We start from the raw sequence: 19,283 nt of genomic DNA on the forward strand, positions 1-19,283 counted from the left end.
ACTTTAGGTGTGGGGTTTTCCACAAGTCTTCTCCACTCTGGCGATCGCTCCAAACAATCAGAGCTAGTCTAATATCACTTTAATTTGCAAACATCAGGTATTCTGCCTGTAGTTAGTCCTAAGCTGAAGCAATGCATGTTTGGGCTGCTTTTTTCGTTATCTTTTTAGGCATGATAGAACTCTATCAATGGTTACAGGGCTTGACGTTGCCTCTGCCTACGTTGATTGTGGCGGGAGTTTTGCTGGCGATCGCCTCCAACCGCAACAAACCGGCAGGCTTACCTTGGCAAAATTTTTCCCAACCATCACTCCCCAAGCCCCCTCAACCTAATTCCTCACTTCCCACCTCTCAATCCCCCAATTCCCAATCCCCAACCTCTAACCCTCAATCCTCAATTCCCAATCCTCGCCCTACCCCGCAGCTTCCTAACCTCACTGCTCCAAAAGCTCCATCAACTCCCCCTCAGCGCTCTATTTCGTTTACGATTCGCAAGCCGGGGCAAAACTGATTATTAAGAATGGCTGGGATAGGGGTTGTAGGATTGAGGCAGTTCAGCTACTATTAGGACTTCAAACGAGGCGATCGCTCCTGACTAACGCTTCAAAAGGTTTAGTTTCAAGGAATCTCAGCTTAGGCATTCATCCGGTAGAGTGAGGCTTAAGAGGCGATCGCTCCATCCAGAAGATCAGTGAAGAAATCGCAAAGAAATTCTTCTGGGCACTAAATATTCTGATTTGCATCTGCCGATTGGGTAAAGGTGTGGGGGCGTAACTCGTTACGTCCCCACTCTTATTAGGGGTTAACGCATTGCATTGACTCCCATTCCCACACTTACAGCCTGGCAGAGTAGCATGAAGAAGTGTTGCACAAATCCTAACCCAGATGTTACATTTCTTTGCAGAAACCAAACGTACCTGGACGTGACTCAGGTTTCAGGTCTAGTTTTTCAGGCTGACACTGATGCACTGCTCTGGTATCGGGTTCTATCCTCCCAACACAGCAAGTTCAGCCAGCCCAACACAATTAGGCTGGCTTTTGTTTAGTTCTTCACGAGAATTGCTGCTTATGGGTTGCAAGCTTTCTTCCAGAAATCGAAATCTACCGATGGAACTAGGGTTTAAGCTAGCCCCAAGCTTAAGGTCGTGGTAACTTAGTGGATGGCGCAGACATTTTGAGGTGGAAGGGTCACGTTAGACTCCTAAACTTTACGCTCTAGCAGTTGTTTGAGGTTCACTGAATTCTTTATCAGAGCCCTTTCTCTCCCCTGAGCATGAAGTTCCGCATAAGAGATGTTCAATAGTATCCACTAAGATGATGTGTTGCTGAAGTTTGGTCAAAGTATTAACTCATGAGTCTTTCAGTTTAGTGACCCCAGCTCTCTATCCTTAGCCAGTCCCAAAGCAGCACTTTTTAGCAAATTTGTTCGACTCAAAGTCTAGAGGTATCTTTGTTCTATGTCTATTCGTCTTTATGTAGGCAACCTGCCTAGAGAACTGGAACGCCAGGAACTAGAGACTGTGTTTGCCGAATTTGATGATTCAGTCTCTACCAAAGTGATTACCGATCGCAAAACCGGCAAATGTCGCGGTTTCGGGTTTGTCACCGTCAAAAATGACGAGCAGGCTGACCAGTTGATTGAGAAGTTCAACGGCTTTGTCCTCAAAGACAGTGCTCTCAAGATCGAAAAGGCACTGCCGCGGTCAAAAGGCAAGGATGAAGGCGACGCGAGCGAGGCTGAAAGTAACGCTGCTCCCGTTTCTGCCAAGCGTAGCAAAGGCAGCGGTGGTGGTGGCGGTGGTAAATCTAAGCGTCCTGCGGCGGCAAACTCTTCTGATCCTGAAGCAGTTCAGCCTGATCCACGCTGGGCTCAAGATTTAGAAAAGCTGAAGCAGCTTCTCGCAACCCAGACTGCTAACTCGTAGGTTTTGATTAGTTAGCCTCGAAGACGGTCTAACGCTGCTCGTCTGATGAGGGACTGGTTTTAGTAGCAATATGCCTGCCGTGATGGGGTTGGATAAACCTAACTCCATCGCGGCAGGCAGCTTTGTTTTTAGGTCTTTCTGTGTAAGTCAGGGATTATGTCGTCATTCGTACCTTGTTTGAACGGCAGATCGAGGTTGATGGCATCGATCTCTTGTTGCTCCATTCGGTTAACTTCAGTAATGTATGAGTTAAGAATTTGAGCAAGGCGACTATCGTAAAAGCGGTGCAGACTGTGGTTGGGGGTAGCGGGGAAACCACGCCGCTTTTTGTGTCTGCCACCAGCACCCGGATCAAAGGTTTGAATGTTGTGGGCGATCGCCCACTCAATCGGAGTGTAGTAGCAAGCATCAAAATGCAGGCTGTCAAACTCCTGTAAGCAACCCCAATATCGTCCATAAAGCTGGTCGCCTTTGGTCAGGCAAAAGGACATACCAATGGGTCGCTGCTCATTTTGCTCGTCATGGGCGGCAACAAATACTACCCGATGGCGGTAATGCGGGTAAAGCTGCTCAAAGAAGCGACGAGTCAAATATTTGCTGCCCCACCAGCCAAACTTATCGCAGGTATCGCTGTAGAAGGCATACATTTGTGAAAACATCGATTTAGGGATTTCGTCTCCGGTCAGCACCTGAAGCCGTAATCCTGCCTTTTCGACCGCCTTGCGCTCTCGTTTGATGTTGCGACGTTGGTTTGCGTTAAACGCACCTAAGTAATGGTCAAAGGTTTGATAGCCCTGGTTTTGCCAGATGTAGCTGTGGTGTAGCCAACTAACGAAGCCGTGCCGCTCCATCACGCTTCGCCACTCTGGATCGGCATAGAGAAAATTGCAGCTGGAGATGTGGTTGCGAAGACAGAAGTGGTCGATCGCCTCTACCATCAGTTCTGTAATTTCGTCTTCGTCTTCACCAGGGGCAATCAAGAAGCGGTAACCCTCTGCTGGGGTAAAGGGTGACATCCCCAGTAGTTTGGGGTAGTACTGGATGCCTAAGCGCTGCGATAAATCGGCCCACTGGTGGTCAAACACAAATTCACCATAGCTGTGCCCTTTCAGGTACAGGGGGGCGGCTGCGATTAAGGTGCGATCGCGCCATACCGTTAAGTGATTGGGCAACCAACCTGCTTTAGCGGTAGCGCTACCAGAGGTTTCCATGTTGTTGAGCCATTCCCACTCCAAAAATGGAGTTTTGAGTGGCAGTGCCAGCGCATCCCATTCGACTTGGGGGACTTCAGACAGCTTGTTAATCCAAGCCAGGGAATAGCGGGGCTTAAGTTGTTCCACCATGTTTGTAGATTAGGAATCGGATACCAAAGGGTTGAATGGGTTGAAGAACGTGAATGAATTAACCTGCCTAATCTCTTTACTGTACTCAACTGTACGGGCTTGGCAGTGCCAAGCCCCCAGCCTAAATGCTGCGCTTGATTCACTTACTTAATTCACGTTCCTGACTTGGGTGCGATCGCCAGCGTTTCAGGCTTACCAGGATCGCCACTCAGACTCACTCCACGTTGATTGGCGTGTAAATGCCGAGCGATTTTATAAATGGTTTCGATTTCGTCAGAGGCGTTGATCTTCTCAGCCAAGTCTGTAAGCCTAATAGGCTGCCCTACTTCCTGTAGAACCTCTACAACTCGTCGTTGCAGGTCTAACACTGCCGCTGCCGCCTTTTTGCCTGCCTCAACGCCCGGCTGATGGTAAGCGTTGATGTTGACCAGGGAAGCGTAGAATCCAACTGCTCGTTCATATAGCGCAATCAATGCCCCGACTGTATAGGGATTGACTTCAGGAATGGTCAGTGTAATCGAGTCTCGATGATTTTCGTAGAGTGCCTGACGAGTACCTTGAAGTAATCCAGAAAGGTAGTCTCCAGAGGTTACGCCCGGTTCGACTGCAACAGATTCGCCCTCGCGGTCGTCCAGCACTTCGATAAAGGTAAGGAAGAAGTTGGGTACGCCTTCTCGCAACTGCTGCACGTAGGCATGTTGGTCAGTGGAACCTTTGTTGCCATAAACTGCGATGCCTTGATAGACCGTGTTGCCATCCAGGTCTTTTTCCTTGCCCAGAGATTCCATCACGAGCTGTTGCAGATAGCGAGAAAACAGCAGCAGGCTGTCCTTGTACGGCAAAACCACCATATCTTTTTCGCCCTTACCGTTCCCAGCAAAATACCAGGACAGCGCCAGCAGTGCGGCAGGATTACCTTTGATGTCTGGCACACGGGTTGCGGCATCCATTTCCTTTGCGCCAGCTAGCATTGCGTCAATGCCAATTCCTTGAAGTGCGGCGGGAAGTAATCCAACGGCTGACAGTTCGGAGGTTCGTCCACCTACCCAGTCGTGCATAGGAAAACTGGCTAGCCAGCCTTCGGTTTGCGCGATTTTGTCCAAGTTGCTGCCTTTGCCTGTTGTAGCAACGGCATGTTTAGCAAAATCTAGCCCCTGTTTTTCAAAGGCGTGTTTGACTTCTAACATGCCGTTGCGCGCTTCAGGGGTACCACCAGACTTGGAGATGGTAATGACCAGTGTGGTCGCAAGTCGGTCTTGCAGTTGGATCAGGATGCGATCGATTCCTGTAGGGTCGGTGTTGTCAATGAAGTGAATGTTGAGCGGCGGAAAGATGGGAGACAAGGCTTCTGCGACGAATTCTGGCCCAAGCGCAGACCCGCCGATGCCGATGGAGAGAATGTCAGTGAATTTCTCTGCCTGGGGCGGGTGAATTTCGCCGCTGTGAACTTTCTGAGCAAAGGTGTGAATTTGCTCTAGCGTGTCGAGGATGTCTTGCTTTAGTTCTGGAGTGGGGGCTAGCTCTGGATCACGCAACCAGTAGTGCCCGACCATGCGGTTTTCGTCAGGGTTGGCGATCGCCCCTTTCTCTAAGTCCGCCATATCCTGAAATGCTTTCTCAAACTTAGGCTGCAACGTTGCTACAAATTCGTCATCAAACCGCATTCGACTGACATCGAGATAAAGCTCCAATCCCTCATGGTAGTAAAGCCAGTCTTGGTAACGTTGCCAGAGTGCAGCGGCATCCATAGCAAATTTCAACCTTCGTAATGGGTCAATCACAGTTTAGCGACTCATGTCCAACCCGTTGAGAAACATAAGGATAGAGTTTAGGTTTCACGATAATTTACCTTCTGTAAATGTCTCCGTCTCCCCTGATACGGGCTGTCTCTGTGAATGCGGTACAATTCATACGCAATCTTAAATGAACAGAACAGTGGCGATCGCCTTGGCAACTCTGAGCCTGCGATAACAGCGATCGCCAAGCTATTTCCCTTTCACAACCTCCCTTTCGCAACCTGCATGGAAGGCTACATTGTTTCGCTGATAATTTTCACCGCGATTTTCGCCCTGTTTGGCTTAGGGCTAAATTTGCAGTGGGGATATACCGGACTGATTAATTTTGGACACGTTGCATTCATGGCAGTCGGTGGCTATGTCACTGTGCTGCTAAGCGACCTTGATGTGCCTATTCCGCTGCTGATCTGGATACCGTTTTGTGTGCTGGTTGGCTCGCTCTTTGCAGCCATGCTGGGGCTACTGATTGGGCTATCGACCGTGCGGCTGCGAGAAGACTACCTGGCGATCGTCACCATCGGTGTTTCAGAAATGGTGCGCCTCGTTGCTCTCAATGAAGAGTGGCTAACTCGTGGTGCGTTTGGTGTGCAAGGGTTTCCGTTGCCTTTGCAGGGTTTTGCCCCCACTCTGCTGACTCGAATTGGGATGCTGGCTATTTTTACTGGAGTGATCGCGATCGGGTACTGGCAGTTGTGGAAATGGCTGCGTCAGCGAATCAAGGGTGTCCCGCGTCAGTCCCTGATTAACAGTTCTTTGGCTGTAGCTGGTTATCTCGGTTCGCTGGGTTTGCTGCTCTATGGAACTGTCATCATCGCCCGTCAGCTCAAGCTAGCGGAGGATTTGTCTCCCTGGCTGCTGGGTTTGTTTCTGTTGGGTGCTTTGGTTGGCATTATCGCGCTCTACACCTGGTTGGCGCAACAAACTATTCCTCGTCTGCCAGATTGGCTCATAGGACTGTCTCTCGTTTCCTGCTTGCTGTCTTTAGCAGTAGGGCTGTGGATTTACCAATTTGCTGCCCATGCAATCTACACCTACTCGCGCACTTCGATTAAGACGGGACTGATGTTTATCTCAGTCTTGGTGGTAGCGGTGATTTTTTGGGGTTTGCAGAAGTTGGTGCGATCGCCCTGGGGTCGGGTTCTCAAAGCCATTCGTGAAGATGAAGAAGTAGCAAAAGCGCTTGGCAAAAATGTCTTCTGGTACAAGCTGCAAGCGCTGATGTTGGGGGGACTGGTCGCTGGAGTTGCGGGAGCGCTTTATGCATGGCAACTGACAACAGTTTACCCAGACAACTTTCAACCGCTCGTCACCTTTAATGCCTGGACCATTGTGGTGCTAGGTGGCGCAGGCAACAACGTCGGGACGCTACTCGGTGCCGCTATTTTCTGGGCATACCAAACGTCTACTCGCTTTATCCTGGCTGATATTGTTCCATTGGATGATGCCCGTCTCGGCGCATTTCGCGTCATGATCATTGGGCTTTTGCTGATGGTGCTGATGGTTTGGCGACCTCAAGGAATTTTGGGCAAGAAGGAGGAGCTGACTCTTGGTCGATAATGCAAATGCTCTGTTATCCGCTAAGAACCTTTACAAGAGCTTTGGCGGTATCAAAGCGGTGGACAATGCTTCGATTGAAGTGCCTCAAGGCAGCATCACTGGTCTGATTGGGCCAAATGGTGCCGGCAAAACAACCCTTTTCAACCTGCTGTCCAGCTTTATCCGTCCAGATAGCGGTGAGGTGATTTTTGACGGCGAACCGATTCAGCAGTTACAGCCTCACCAAATTGCTCAACAAGGCATGGTGAGAACTTTTCAGGTCGCTCGCGTGCTCTCTCGTCTATCGGTGATGGAAAACATGCTGCTGGCGACTCAGCATCAGTCGGGTGAAAACTTTTGGAATGTCTGGCTTCGTCCAGGGCAAGTGATTAAAGAGGAGCGATCGCAACGGGAATACGCCAGCGAGATCTTGGAGTCAGTTGGGCTATCACACATGGCCCAAGAATATGCTGGAGCCCTATCGGGTGGTCAACGTAAGCTGCTAGAAATTGCCAGAGCTTTGATGGTGCGTCCAAAGCTGATTCTGCTAGACGAACCCGCAGCCGGGGTGAATCCAACGCTGATTAACAAAATCTGCGAACACATCGTTCAGTGGAACCGGGAAGGATTATCATTTTTGGTAATTGAGCATAACATGGACGTGATTATGTCTCTGTGCGATCGCGTCTGGGTGCTAGCGGAAGGTCGCAACCTCGCCTCTGGTACACCTGCCGAAATGCAAAAAAATACTCAGGTGCTAGAAGCCTATCTGGGTCAGTAACCTTCAGGGAACTTTCAAGGGAGCGATTGCCCGACGCAAGGACAATGAATACATAAAGTTATTGCCTTGACTTCAGTAGCTTTTCGGGCACATTTGGGCATTGTTAGTAAGGATGGAATCAAACAACAGCACGATCGAGTCGAATCAGCCTCACTGGGAGGGGTGAATCGCACAGTTGCTCTAGATAATAAGGTAGTATGAATCGCTAAAATAACTCCAAGCGCTCATAAATTTGGGCTTTTGCTGCTAAGCTAGTTAACTTTTCTTTGCAATTCTGCATAAAGCTACAGTCTAATAGCCGTTTCCCTGATTTTTGATACAGCCTTAGGAGCTAAAGTACGATACCTTTATCACTCAATTGACTTAGCTCTTGGTACGAGAAATAGGCTTTTGATCTGGGTACTGTTCATTCCCTCTGTTACTACGCGAATTCACGTTTGATGCAGGGTCTAGAGAGCCGATGATCGCCCTCTATCGGTAGGTCTAGTTAACCTTCCATCGGGTGCAACCGATTGTTGTTTTGATCAGACTAATTCACTCAAGTTGATGTATTTCATAACTTTGATGAAAAATTAGGCTGATCGCATTCCCTCTCTTTCGTTTTCTAATCGTTTTGCTTAGCTTTTGAGGTAGCAGGTGATTCTGGTAAGTCTTGCAAATGCACCCAATCTGATTCAGCTAGTGCAGTTGATGCCGCAGGCTGTTCATCAGTCGGGCTCCATTATTCTTTTGGTGTGAGGAGTCCGCCCCATGATGACAGACTCAAACATTGGCTGCATGTTAGCAAACCGCTATCAGCTCATAGAGACGCTGGGACAGGGGTCTATGGGCCGCGTCTATGGAGCTAAGGACGTGCTGTTGGGAGGGGTGCCCGTTGCCATTAAGTTTCTCTCGCAGACGCTGCTCAATGACAAAATGCGCGATCGCTTTGTGCGAGAGGCGACAACTTGTGCGTTGCTAGGGCAAAAGAGCATTCATATTGTCAGAGTGACTGACTATGGCGTGAATGATGACGAAATCCCTTTCTACGTGATGGAGTATCTGCGCGGAGAAAGCCTGAGCGATTTAATTGCCCATCAGCCGCTTTCTTTGCCTCGATTTTTAAACCTGACTCGTCACGTTTGTCTCGGTCTACAGCGCGCCCATCAAGGGATTCAGGTTGACGGCGATCTTTGCCCCGTGATTCACCGAGATATCAAACCCAGCAATATTCTGATAATTCAGGATGACAGTCTGGGAGAAATGGCCAAAATTTTGGACTTTGGCATCGCCAAAATGCTTCAGGCAGACAGCGGCCAGACCAACTGCTTTATGGGTACCCTGGCGTACTCTTCGCCCGAGCAAATGGAGGGGCGTGAGCTAGATGGACGCTCGGATATTTATAGCCTGGGCGTAATGATGTTTCAGATGTTGACCGGCAAAATGCCGCTTCATGCTGACACGCACACGTTTGGCGGTTGGTATAAGACCCATCATTTTCAGCAGCCCCGCACCTTTGAGTCGTTCAACCTGGACCTCAAGCCACCAAAAGCCTTAGAAAATCTGGTGATGAGCTGTTTGTCAAAGTCACCAGGCGATCGCCCCCAAACGGTTGCTGAAATCATTAAAGCTCTGGAGCCTTTAGAGCAGCGTTTTGGCCATGGCAGAGAACTAGGCAAACAGTGGAGCAAGATTCTCAAAGAAAAAGAAGTCGTCAGAAAGCCTGAGCGCCTTTCTAACTCCCTCTCCGTCATAGAAATCTGTCGATTTGCTTCTTGGCCCGACGATAAGCCGATCGCTGAAATTGTCTTTCACCATCCGCTTCGCACCAGCAAAGGTCATTTGGCAACCCTGTGGGTGATGTTGCCTAAAAAAGAAGTTCAAAAGCGGGAAACGGGTACTCGCTACAACCAGTTTTTGTTTTTAGAAGCGCCCCATCCCATGATGCTATGGCTCACCGTCCTCTATAACCGGAAATACGGTCCCCGCTGGCTGCCCTGCTATCTAGACTTAAAAACCCCTCAAGGACAAAAAATGACTCGGCTACTAGGCGAGTCAGGGGAATATCGGGTGTTGTTTTTTGCCCAAGAAGAACCGAAGCGTTGTGCCAATGTGGTCAATTCAACGATCGCCGTGCCACAGTGCAAGCTATTGCTCGACTGGGCAACAACGGGGCAGTTAACCCGTGGGTCGATCTCTCAAGCTCATATCAGCAAGAGCGTTTTGAAAGCAGAACTAGAGAAAATTAAGCCCAAAATCTTGATGAAGCTAGAATCTCTCTACTTCGAGGAAGATACTGACCTGTCGGGTTGAATATTGCTAGTTGCGCCGACTCACCCTCTTGTAGGGGGAAAATAGATGACTGGATGCCAGCTCCGGCGTAGAATCTCGCCTGTAAAGCTGGGTACTGACCACTCGATCAGCTTACCCAAACTGCCAGATGAGGAGGCGATCGCACTAATATCATGCACCTCAGCAGCTTTTAGCACCTCTAGGATAGGGTCGCCCATGCGTACCTCAGTTTCAACTCTTAATCCCAGTTTCTCCAGGTCAGCTTTAGCCTCTGCTAGCTTAGCTTCCGCCTCTTTTGCCCTAGATTCCTTTAAGACTGCACTGCTACGCCCAGATGGATCAACGACCCAGAAGAGGAAGCAGCACTCCAGTGAGCTATCCGGTTGTTGAGCGTAATGCTTGACCTGCTGAAGTAAGTACTGGGAGGGCGCGCTGCCATCATAGGGCAACAGCAGATAGCGAAACAAATGACGACAGCGCAGATCTAGCTCCTCCACTGTGTAGGTAGAAACGAGTTGGGGGCGCAGCGTCATCACTGGAATTGCCATTCGCTGACACAGGTTCATCGTTGTGCTGCCAAACAATTTTTCGGCAAGCAAGTTACGACTGGGCATTCCCAGAACGATTAAATCAGCATTGTGGGCTTTGGCAGTGCTGACGATGTGGTCAGAAGGTTTACCTGACTCAACTACAACTTTGACATCAACGCCATTAGGCACGTTTTCTAGAGCCACAGAGAGGCGCTCGCGTGCAGCCTGCATCTTCTCCGGATTAGGACGAGGGATCTCCCTTTCATCAGACAGGGGGATAACGTGTAAAAAAATGATTTGTTTTGCGCCACCAGCAGCGAGACTGGGAACGCAATTTGCTAGGCGATATATGCCGTCCGAAAAATCTGTGCAAATGATGACGCGCTGAAACATAGGTTAAGGTCTGGGTTGAAGGTCTAGCACATTATTCAGCTCCTCCTAACCCTAACATCCTTACCATAGAGTCTTGCTGCAACCTAGAGCGCTTGCCCGACCTCAAGGGCAATGCGTGTAGCAGCAACCGTAGGTCTAAAAGTTTTACCTACGCACCAAACAAAAGCGATATTAGTGATTAGATTTTTAGTTGAATTCTAGCGGCTTGCTGTGCAGAGGTGAGCAATTGCCAAGAATCACGTAAACAGCGCAACAGGGTTCAAAGACAGACAAACTCGCGTGGTAATGCGTCCGTCTTCACAGATATGCAGTCAAAAGGTTCACAGGAGAAGACTGTAGCGAACGGACTTGTACGGAGCTAAGTGACATCAGGAAAGCAATTTCCGTATCAAGGGAAGAGTTGACGCCCCAGCATCCCCAGCTCTTTTCCCAGCAGGAACTTAGCAAGAGAGGGAGGTCGCCCACTGCGACAAAAGCAGAACTTAGAACTGGGGACCAGCCTCAATGCCCCACTGATGCTTGAGGAACTGCTTGTACATGGTCTCCCTTAACATCATCTGCTCATACAGCTTGATTAGAAATTGCTGAGCTTGTTCACGGCTCATCCGCTCAACCTGAGTCTCAAACGACCGAAGGCTGAACTGTTGTTCCAGAGAAAGTTCGATTGGTTGGTTCATGATTGACTCCTCTTGGGGTAGTGAGTGAATTCGCGGTGTGTGCAAATCTAACTAGATATTGCAAGCTCCTCGAAATCTATTCGGCGATCGTTGTTACGCTTCAGGTTTCCCATGAACAAGCTTTAGGATCGCTTTATATTACAAAAGATAACAATCGTTTGACAAATTGCCTATCCCCATAAGGGTACTTTTGCTCGAAAACCGCATAATCCGAAAGACGGGGATCTGCAAAAGCCCCTCTGCTCGTAGGTTATAGGTATTTCTAGCAAGTTACGAATTGTAAAAAAGTTCAAAGTAAACTAAATTTAACCCAATCCGATTTTGGTGAAGCTTGCTCGACTAGGGTTACTCTTCAGCACGGGCGGAGCTGTCGCTGCCAACGATCACGACGGTGATGTTATCTCGCCCACCTTTGTCTTTTGCTGCGCTTACCAGGGTTAAAGCTGCTTTGTCACAAGCGCGAATCCCTTTTAGGTAGGAGGCGATCAAATGGTCGGGAAGCTCTTCGGTCAAGCCATCGCTGCAGAGTAGGAGGCGATCGCTCGGCAGCAAATCAAACGACTGCACATCCACCTGACGTAAATCCTCTCGTCCCAAACACTTCGACAAAATGTGTCGCCAAGGATGAATTCGAGCCTGATCGGGAGTTAAATCTCCTACCTTCATGGCCCGAGCCACCCAAGTGTGATCTTCCGTGATTTGATCTAGTTTTGCCCCTCGTAGGCGATAAAGCCGTGAATCTCCAATGTGGGCACAGTAAGGCTGCTCATCCCGAAAAATGACCACGACAGCCGTTGTTCCCATGTCAGAGCGTTCTGGGTGAGCCGCTTGGTCGTTTAGGATAGCCCGATTTGCTTCTAGAAACGCTGTCTCCAGCAATATCTTAGATTGCTCCGGTGAAGCCCAGTATTTATCCAGATGCATTTGGATTGCATAGGTTGCAATTCGGCTTGCTTCTTGACCGCCTGCATGACCTCCCATGCCGTCTGCCACGATAAAAAAACGCCCATCTGGGTCGTTATAAAAGGCATCCTGGTTCACGGATCGGATCAATCCAGGGTCAGTAAGACCCGTGAAGAGGCGTTTCATAGAGTAGCTGCTTGCATCGGAAGCGAATTTAGATCTTTAAAGCATACGCTCAAGTCGGTCAAGCTTCATTAAGAGCCGAACTAGAGCCACTGCAACAACCGATGCTGCGATGGCTGATAGTGCTGCCAACCAAACGTACTGATTTACTAACAAGATCGTAGCCGACAATGTGAAGGCTCCGATCAGCAAAGTATAGTTAGTCCCCATGTTAACGCTGCTGAGGCGACGTAGGGCGCGATCGGTTTCAGTCGATCGCACCCGAATTCGCAAATCTCCCCGCTCTAGCTTCTCAATGGTGTCTTCAATACGGCGAGGTAAACCCAGCGCTGTACTGCTCACCTGAGCGGCTTGACGACCTAACTCGCTAAACAAACCGCTGGATTCTGAAGAATGTCCGTTTGTCATAATTTGCATCGCAAAAGGTCTTGCGACCTCCATAAAGTTAAAATCTGGATCTAGTCCCTTCCCGACTCCCTCCAGTGTTGAAAACGCTCGCATTACAAAGGTAAAGGTTGCGGGAAAACGGAAGGGTTGGTCGTAGGCAATTTCGTAGAGGTCGTCGCTAATGGAGCTGACAGATTGGTGCTCAAAGGGCTGATCCATGAAGTGATCCAGCATGTACTGAATCGATCGTCGCACTGGACCCATATCTTCTGCTGGAGCCAGTGCCCCTAGCTCAATGAGGGAAGCTACGACCTGATCAGCATCCTTTTGAGCAATGCCAAAAAAGGTTTGTAAAAGTTTTTGCCGCGTGACGGGTTGAACTCGCCCCATCATGCCGAAATCATAAAAAATTAGTGATCCTTCTGGGCTAACGGCAATGTTGCCAGGGTGGGGGTCAGCATGGAAAAACCCATCATTAAGCAACTGATACAAATAGGCTTTAGCGCCCAGCTGAGCAAGCAGTTTGCGGTCTAATCCCGCAGCCTCTAGTGCTTCGTAGTGGCTGATTTTGATTCCGGGGACATATTCTAGGGTTAGCGCTCTTGGAGACGTGTAGCGCCAGTAGATTCGAGGAACTTTTACCCAATCCTCACCCCGAAAATTGCGGCGAAATGTGTCTGCGTTGCGTCCTTCGTTCAGGTAATCAATTTCTTCCCATAGGATGCGGCAGCACTCATCGTAGATTCCCAGCCAATCGCGACCTCGCCCCCAATTGGGATGGTTTTGGAAGTAGCGGGCAATTCCTTTGAGAATCCGCAGGTCAATCTCAAACAGTTTCTTTAGCCCCGGACGCTGCACCTTTACCACAACTTCTTCACCGGAATGAAGCTGAGCTCGGTGAACCTGTCCTAAACTAGCGGCTGCTAGAGGAATGGGGTCAAAACTGCGATAAAGCCCTGGAATCGCTTTGTCAAAATCTTCCTGAATGATTGCCTCAACCTGCTCATAGCTGAAGGCAGGGACTCTGTCTTGAAGCTTGGTTAGCTCCTCAACATACTCCGCTGGAAACAAGTCAGCGCGGGTTGAAAAGAGTTGTCCCAGCTTGATGAAGGTGGGGCCAAGATCTAGGAATGTTTCTCTAATCCAGATTGCCAGCGCTCGACGTCGGAGGGACTTGTTTTCCTCAGTTGCTCCGCCTCGATAGCTCCATGATTTTTTGTAGAACCATTGGGCTGCTAAAAGCTTTAGCACAAAGGTCCAGATGTCGATGAAGCGACGCTGGCGAGAATAATTCTTACGGCTCCAGCGATAAGCCTTTGCAGAATTGGGCTTAAATCGATTGCGAACTGACAGGTCACGGTCTGACCCGACCAGTGCGTCACTTGACTCTAGTTCAGCTTGAGAAGGAAGCGCCGACATTACTTGCCTCGCACTCCGTGCAGGTTGAATGGGATCATCAGGAGGAACAGACACTCAAGTGCTTAAAGAAACTTCAGGAGAAAGATTTTAAGTTACTTAAAGCCTACCAAGGGGTGAGCTTTTGAGATTTTTAAAGTGCAGTGGAGCTAGAACGCTAAGCTATCAGGACGATCGGCTGCGATAGCGCTGAAGCTCGGCGCGAAGTTGGGCAACCTCTGCCCGAAGTTCGTCAATGGTGGCTTGCAGGTCTTCTGGTTGCGAACCGCGACGCACTAAGGCTGAGGTTGTACGACCCTGCATAGCAGATTCTTCTTCACGATTGGCTCGTTCGATGACTTGCTCTGTGAACTGTCGTAGACGTTCGCGTTGCTCCGCATCAAATTTGCCGAGCTCGCTAAGGGTGTCAGTTACAGCGTTTTCAAGCTGCTCGCCGAGCGCTTCTGCGAAAGCTCTGCCTACAAAAAACGCATGAACCAGGGGATTACTCATGTGCAAATTATGTTACGCTTCCGCAAAAATTATAGCCTGCTTACTCAGGTTGGGGGAGATGATTGGGGGTTAGCCTCTGATCCCCATTCCCTAATCCCTAATTCTTAATCCCCCATCCGCAAAATTCCTATGCAATATCGGCAGATTAGTGATTGGCTGGAGACTCGCTGGGTGAAGCCTGCCTATAGCGGCTGGCTGTTGGCGGGGCTGTCGCTGTTTTTCTTTGCATCGGCGACGAATACGATGTCGGGTTGGCTGTATGTGATTAGTGGGGTAATTTTTGCGCTGTTGGCGATCGCCACCATCCTCCCCCGGCGATCGCTGCGGCAGATTCGGGTGATCCGACAGCCGATTCAACCTGTTAGTGCGGGTGAACCGCTCACGATTGAACTGGAATTGCACAACCCAGCAACCCAGCCCAAAACGCTAATTGAGGTTCAAGATATGCTGCCTCATGTGTTGAACAAGCCAGTGCAGCAGGCGTTTGAGCTAATTCCAGCAAGGGGAATGCAGCGCTGGGTTTATCAGCAGCCGACTCAGCGACGGGGCGTGTATCGCTGGCATACGGTGAATCTAAGAACGGCTGCACCGCTGGGACTATTTTGGAGTCGGCGGAGTCGAACGGCAAAGGCGATCGCGATTGTCTACCCCATCGTTTTGCCTCTGAGTCAGTGTCCTTTGATTGATGAAATGGGGAGGGACGTGAATGCTCAGGTGCAGAGCAGCTACCGTGCTCTAGGCTCAACAGAGGGAGTAACGCGGACGCTACGTCCCTACCGTTGGGGAGATCCAATTCGGTTGGTTCACTGGCGTACTAGCGCCCGCTACGGAGAGCTAAGGGTGCGAGAGCTAGAGATGTTTACGGGTGGGCAGGAAGTCGTCATTGCTTTGGACAGTGCGATCGCCTGGGAGCGAGATGACTTTGAGCAAGCGGTGATCGCGGCGGCTTCGCTGTATTTTTATGCAGTTCAGCGTCAGCTTCAGGTCAGCCTCTGGACCGCTCGAACGGGACTGTTGCGGGGTGGACAAGCGGTGTTGGAAGCGTTGGCAGAAACGTATGCTGGAGAAGAGGAGACGGGCGATCGCCTCCCTCCGCTGTCTCTGGTGTGGCTCAGCCAAAATCCAGATAGCCTCAGTGATTTACCCCAAGGTGGTCGTTGGCTCCTGTGGTCACCGAGAAATTCCAATGAGTTTCGGTCTGAGAAGCCGCTATCAAACGTATCGCTCAGCTCCAGCCATCCCGGTTTTGTAGTTCAACCTGAAAAAGACCTACAGCTTCAACTTCAGGCACCTTTACCGCGACACTAAACGAATGAATGAAGAGATGGAGGAAATCCCAGAGGAATTTTGGCAGGGCGTGGAGCAGTTCAATCAGCGCGAGTTTTATGATTGCCACGACACGCTAGAGGCACTGTGGATGGATTCAGTGGAGCCAGAAAAGCGGTTTTACCAAGGGGTACTACAAATTGCAGTGGCGTTGCACCATTTGGGCAATCACAATTGGCGAGGGGCGGTGATTCTGCTGGGAGAGGGGATGAATCGGCTGCGACACTACCAACCCGTTTATTCTGGAGTAAATGTGACGCAGTTGTTAAATCAGGCGGCAGATTTGCTGGCGATGTTGCAACAGGTAGGAGCAGAGCGAGTGGCGGATCTGGTACAAATGGAAGCGGGCGATCGCCTCGCCTCAACCGGCTCCTTGAAGCTGCCGACTATCTCAAAAGCTGAGGAAGGATCGCAATCAGTGAGCTAGTTCTTGCTGAAGTGAGTCAAAGGTACAAACTTTTTAACAAAAGTTCTGTTGAGGCTGAAACTTCTGTGAAGATAGGAGAGTCAAGGACGTTATAGAGCTTGCTTGTTTCTTGTGATCAGGCTCTGGTTGGGTAATATTGGCATATAAACTAGCTGCATCTACGCTAGAACTAGAAGCTGTTGCACTTGGCTAGCGTTCAGTTTTAAGCCTTACTACCTAATTCCTACTAAAAGTTCTATTACTTCGTTTATGAAATCTGCGTCTCGCTCCCGCTTCAACCTGCCTTTCCTCAAACTGACGCTGGTCTTTGCTGCGGTAATGGGGGCGATCGCTCCTTTGCCTCTACCTTTGGCGATCGCTCAGAATGCCCCAGCCCAGCGACCCAACCAACCGTTGACCCTGCGCTCAGATGTGCAGGAAGCCAATGCCGTGACGGGCGTAGTAACGGCTCGTGGCAATGTGCAGATTAACTACCCGGCTCGGCAAATTCAAGCCACTTCTGCCCAGGCTCAGTACTATAGCCGTGAACGGCGAATTGTCCTCAGTGGCGATGTCTATGTCCTGCAAGAGGGCAATAGTATGCGCGCCGAAACAATTACTTATCTAGTCGACGAAGGACGATTTGTAGCCCTTCCTGAAGATCAGCGGCAGGTTGAGTCAATCTATATCGTGCCTGACCCTAACGCCCCTGTTGCGACGACGACTCCTGTCTCTACAACGGAAGAATCGTCAGAAGAATCGTCAGACTTTAACCCCAAGCCAGAATTTAAGACACCCATTAGTCCCTAGTTTTTGCTTGGGGCCGCTTTTGGCACAGTGTCCTATAACGAATGAACTGCCTCTGATAGGATTAGGGCTAACCCTTTTGCAATAACTACCGTTGAGGGTCAACCTTGAAGATTGTCCTGGAGAATGTTCACAAATCCTACGGTAGACGCGCAGTAGTTAACCGCGTCAACCTTTCGGTAGTGCGAGGAGAAGTGGTAGGGCTGCTTGGTCCAAATGGGGCAGGAAAAACGACTACCTTTTACATGGCAACAGGGCTGGAAAAGCCTGACCAGGGTAGAGTCTGGCTAAATGACTTGGACATCACTGATTTGCCAATGCACCAGCGGGCTAAATTGGGAATTGGCTATTTGGCTCAAGAACCTAGTATTTTTCGGCATCTCAGTGTGCAGGACAACATTTTGCTCGTGTTGCAGCAGACAGGAGTACCGCGCTACGAACATGTTGATCGGTTACATCAACTGCTCAAGGAATTTCGCCTGGAGAAAGTTGCTGCTACTTCTGGAGTTAAAGTTTCCGGAGGAGAGCGACGGCGTACAGAATTGGCTAGAGCACTAGCGTCTGGGCAAGATGGACCAAAATTCTTACTGCTAGATGAGCCGTTTGCGGGAGTTGATCCGATCGCCGTTGCTGAGATTCAAGAGATCATTGCTAACTTGCGCGATCGCCAGATGGGAATCTTGATTACCGATCACAACGTTCGAGAAACCCTAGCAATCACCGATCGTGCTTACATCATGCGAGATGGGCAAATTTTAGCATCCGGCAGTTCGGAGGAGCTTTACAGTAATCCACTAGTGCGCCAATACTATCTGGGTGACAGTTTCCAACCGTAAGGCTACTCTATAAAGTCTCCCCTCAATTCCCCGATGCTGTTGCTGATTCAGCTTTTATGAATTCAGGTTTCTCAAAACTTGCTAATCCAAAACTTAACCTGTGGAACTGGCTGCCTCAACTGTCAGTGATGGATCGCTACATTGCCACGGAGTTAACACTGCCTTTTTTGTTTGGGGTGGGAATTTTTTCGTCCCTTGGTGTTTCGGTAGGGGCGCTGTTTGACCTGATTCGTCGTGTCACGGAGTCTGGATTGCCAATCTCTACAGCTGTAGAGATACTAGCGTTAAATTTTCCTCAGTTCATGGTTTATGGCTTTCCTGCCTCCTCGCTGTTGGCTACCCTGATGACGTATGGGCGGCTCTCCACGGACAGTGAACTGGTGGCGCTGCGCGGCTGTGGCATCAGTGTGTTTCGTCTGGTGCTTCCGGCTGTTGTGCTTTGTACGATCGTGACGGGGCTGACGTTTGTATTTAACGAGCTAATTGTTCCAGCGGCTAACTACCGTGCAGCAACGACGCTGGAGCGGGCATTAGGGGATGAAAGACCTGAATTTCAGGAAGAAAACATCTTCTATCAAGAATTTCAGGAGTTTGTCGAAGATGATGGCGATCGCAAGCAGCGGCTAGCGCGGCTCTTCTATGCCAGAGAGTTTAACGGACGGGAGATGCAGGGGCTAACCATTCTAGACTTTTCGCGAGAAGGGCTAAATCAAATTGTTAGCGCCAAATCCGCCATCTGGAATCTAGCTCAAAGCACCTGGGATTTTTTTGATGGCACCATTTATGTGGTGTCGTCGGATGGTTCGTTTCGCAATATCGTCACCTTTGAGCAGCAGCAAATTCAGTTGCCGCGCACCCCGCTGGACCTTGCCTCCAGAGGACGTGACTATGACGAAATGAATATCAAACAATCGCTAGATTACATGGCGCTGCTACAACAGGGTGGGGATGAGGCAAAGATTCGCAAGCTAAGAGTGCGAATTCAGCAGAAATACTCGTTGCCCTTTGTCTGTGTGGCGTTTGGGCTAGTTGGGGCCGCACTGGGGACGCGATCGCGACGCACAGGGAGAGCAACGGGTTTTGCCATCAGCCTGGTGATTATCTTTGGCTATTACCTGTCTGCGGTGGTCACTGGCTCCCTCGCCCAAAACGAAGTTTTATCGCCCTTTATGGGAGCGTGGCTACCCAACCTGCTTGGGCTGGTGGCTGGTGGTTTCCTGTTAGTTCGGGCTTCTCGCTAGGGCTTTGATTAAAGGCGTTGATGTTAACAAATCTAC

The 19,283-nt window shown here is 49.8% G+C and carries 17 protein-coding genes; 10 read left to right on the forward strand and 7 right to left on the reverse strand.

The annotated features are described in order from the left end of the window. Positions 1 to 170: 170 nt before the first annotated feature. Entirely contained in the window at positions 171 to 509 is a 339-nt protein-coding gene (locus H6G00_RS08725; protein ID WP_190796460.1) for a hypothetical protein, read from the forward strand. 946 nt (positions 510 to 1,455) lie between these two features. After that, positions 1,456 to 1,923, forward strand: a complete 468-nt coding sequence (locus tag H6G00_RS08730; RefSeq protein WP_190796461.1) for an RNA-binding protein — start codon at positions 1,456 to 1,458, stop codon at positions 1,921 to 1,923. A gap of 128 nt (positions 1,924 to 2,051) precedes the next feature. Here the strand turns inward: H6G00_RS08730 and H6G00_RS08735 are convergent, their stop codons facing one another. Next, positions 2,052 to 3,266 (reverse strand): GNAT family N-acetyltransferase, encoded by a 1,215-nt coding sequence (locus H6G00_RS08735; RefSeq protein ID WP_190796462.1) that lies wholly within the window; start codon positions 3,264 to 3,266, stop codon positions 2,052 to 2,054. 152 nt (positions 3,267 to 3,418) lie between these two features. Continuing rightward, positions 3,419 to 5,014, reverse strand: coding sequence for a glucose-6-phosphate isomerase (locus H6G00_RS08740; protein WP_190684804.1), 1,596 nt, complete (start codon positions 5,012 to 5,014; stop codon positions 3,419 to 3,421). 273 nt (positions 5,015 to 5,287) lie between these two features. Between H6G00_RS08740 and H6G00_RS08745 the strand changes: the two genes are divergently transcribed. The 3 genes from H6G00_RS08745 to H6G00_RS08755 all read left to right on the forward strand — a co-directional run bounded on the left by H6G00_RS08745 (position 5,288) and on the right by H6G00_RS08755 (position 9,671). After that, positions 5,288 to 6,619, forward strand: a complete 1,332-nt coding sequence (locus tag H6G00_RS08745; RefSeq protein ID WP_190796649.1) for a branched-chain amino acid ABC transporter permease — start codon at positions 5,288 to 5,290, stop codon at positions 6,617 to 6,619. Then, positions 6,609 to 7,379 carry an ABC transporter ATP-binding protein gene (locus tag H6G00_RS08750; RefSeq protein WP_190641824.1) on the forward strand — a complete coding sequence of 257 codons (771 nt, stop codon included), beginning with the start codon at positions 6,609 to 6,611 and terminating at the stop codon, positions 7,377 to 7,379. The genes H6G00_RS08745 and H6G00_RS08750 overlap by 11 nt, the downstream gene beginning before the upstream one ends. A gap of 753 nt (positions 7,380 to 8,132) precedes the next feature. After that, on the forward strand, positions 8,133 to 9,671 hold the full coding sequence (locus H6G00_RS08755; protein WP_190641876.1) for a serine/threonine-protein kinase: 1,539 nt from the start codon (positions 8,133 to 8,135) through the stop codon (positions 9,669 to 9,671). Between the two features lie 20 nt (positions 9,672 to 9,691). Here H6G00_RS08755 and H6G00_RS08760 read toward each other — a convergent pair whose 3' ends face one another. From H6G00_RS08760 to H6G00_RS08780, 5 genes are all read right to left on the reverse strand, one after another. After that, positions 9,692 to 10,573, reverse strand: a complete 882-nt coding sequence (locus H6G00_RS08760) for a universal stress protein (protein ID WP_190796463.1) — start codon at positions 10,571 to 10,573, stop codon at positions 9,692 to 9,694. 482 nt (positions 10,574 to 11,055) lie between these two features. Then, entirely contained in the window at positions 11,056 to 11,250 is a 195-nt protein-coding gene (locus tag H6G00_RS08765; protein ID WP_190641822.1) for an NblA/ycf18 family protein, read from the reverse strand. A gap of 345 nt (positions 11,251 to 11,595) precedes the next feature. Next, positions 11,596 to 12,339, reverse strand: a complete 744-nt coding sequence (locus H6G00_RS08770; protein WP_190796464.1) for a protein phosphatase 2C domain-containing protein — start codon at positions 12,337 to 12,339, stop codon at positions 11,596 to 11,598. 36 nt (positions 12,340 to 12,375) lie between these two features. Then, entirely contained in the window at positions 12,376 to 14,142 is a 1,767-nt protein-coding gene (locus H6G00_RS08775; RefSeq protein ID WP_190796465.1) for an AarF/ABC1/UbiB kinase family protein, read from the reverse strand. Positions 14,143 to 14,304: 162 nt separating this feature from the next. Next, entirely contained in the window at positions 14,305 to 14,631 is a 327-nt protein-coding gene (locus H6G00_RS08780; RefSeq protein WP_190641820.1) for a DUF6825 family protein, read from the reverse strand. A 129-nt stretch (positions 14,632 to 14,760) separates the two neighbouring features. Between H6G00_RS08780 and H6G00_RS08785 the strand changes: the two genes are divergently transcribed. From H6G00_RS08785 to H6G00_RS08805, 5 genes are all read left to right on the forward strand, one after another. Further along, positions 14,761 to 15,939, forward strand: coding sequence for a DUF58 domain-containing protein (locus H6G00_RS08785; protein WP_190796466.1), 1,179 nt, complete (start codon positions 14,761 to 14,763; stop codon positions 15,937 to 15,939). Between the two features lie 4 nt (positions 15,940 to 15,943). After that, positions 15,944 to 16,384, forward strand: coding sequence for a DUF309 domain-containing protein (locus H6G00_RS08790; RefSeq protein WP_242042196.1), 441 nt, complete (start codon positions 15,944 to 15,946; stop codon positions 16,382 to 16,384). Positions 16,385 to 16,702: 318 nt separating this feature from the next. Then, positions 16,703 to 17,173: an LptA/OstA family protein gene (locus H6G00_RS08795; RefSeq protein ID WP_347278166.1), complete on the forward strand. Its 471-nt coding sequence runs from the start codon at positions 16,703 to 16,705 to the stop codon at positions 17,171 to 17,173. A gap of 104 nt (positions 17,174 to 17,277) precedes the next feature. Beyond that, positions 17,278 to 18,006, forward strand: a complete 729-nt coding sequence (lptB, locus tag H6G00_RS08800; protein WP_190641817.1) for an LPS export ABC transporter ATP-binding protein — start codon at positions 17,278 to 17,280, stop codon at positions 18,004 to 18,006. Between the two features lie 128 nt (positions 18,007 to 18,134). Further along, the gene (locus tag H6G00_RS08805) at positions 18,135 to 19,247 is read left to right on the forward strand and encodes an LptF/LptG family permease (protein WP_190641873.1); all 1,113 of its coding nucleotides are present in this window, start codon (positions 18,135 to 18,137) and stop codon (positions 19,245 to 19,247) included. Positions 19,248 to 19,283: the final 36 nt, after the last annotated feature.

Source organism: Leptolyngbya sp. FACHB-541 (assembly GCF_014695875.1).
GTDB lineage: Bacteria > Cyanobacteriota > Cyanobacteriia > Elainellales > Elainellaceae > JAAUTN01.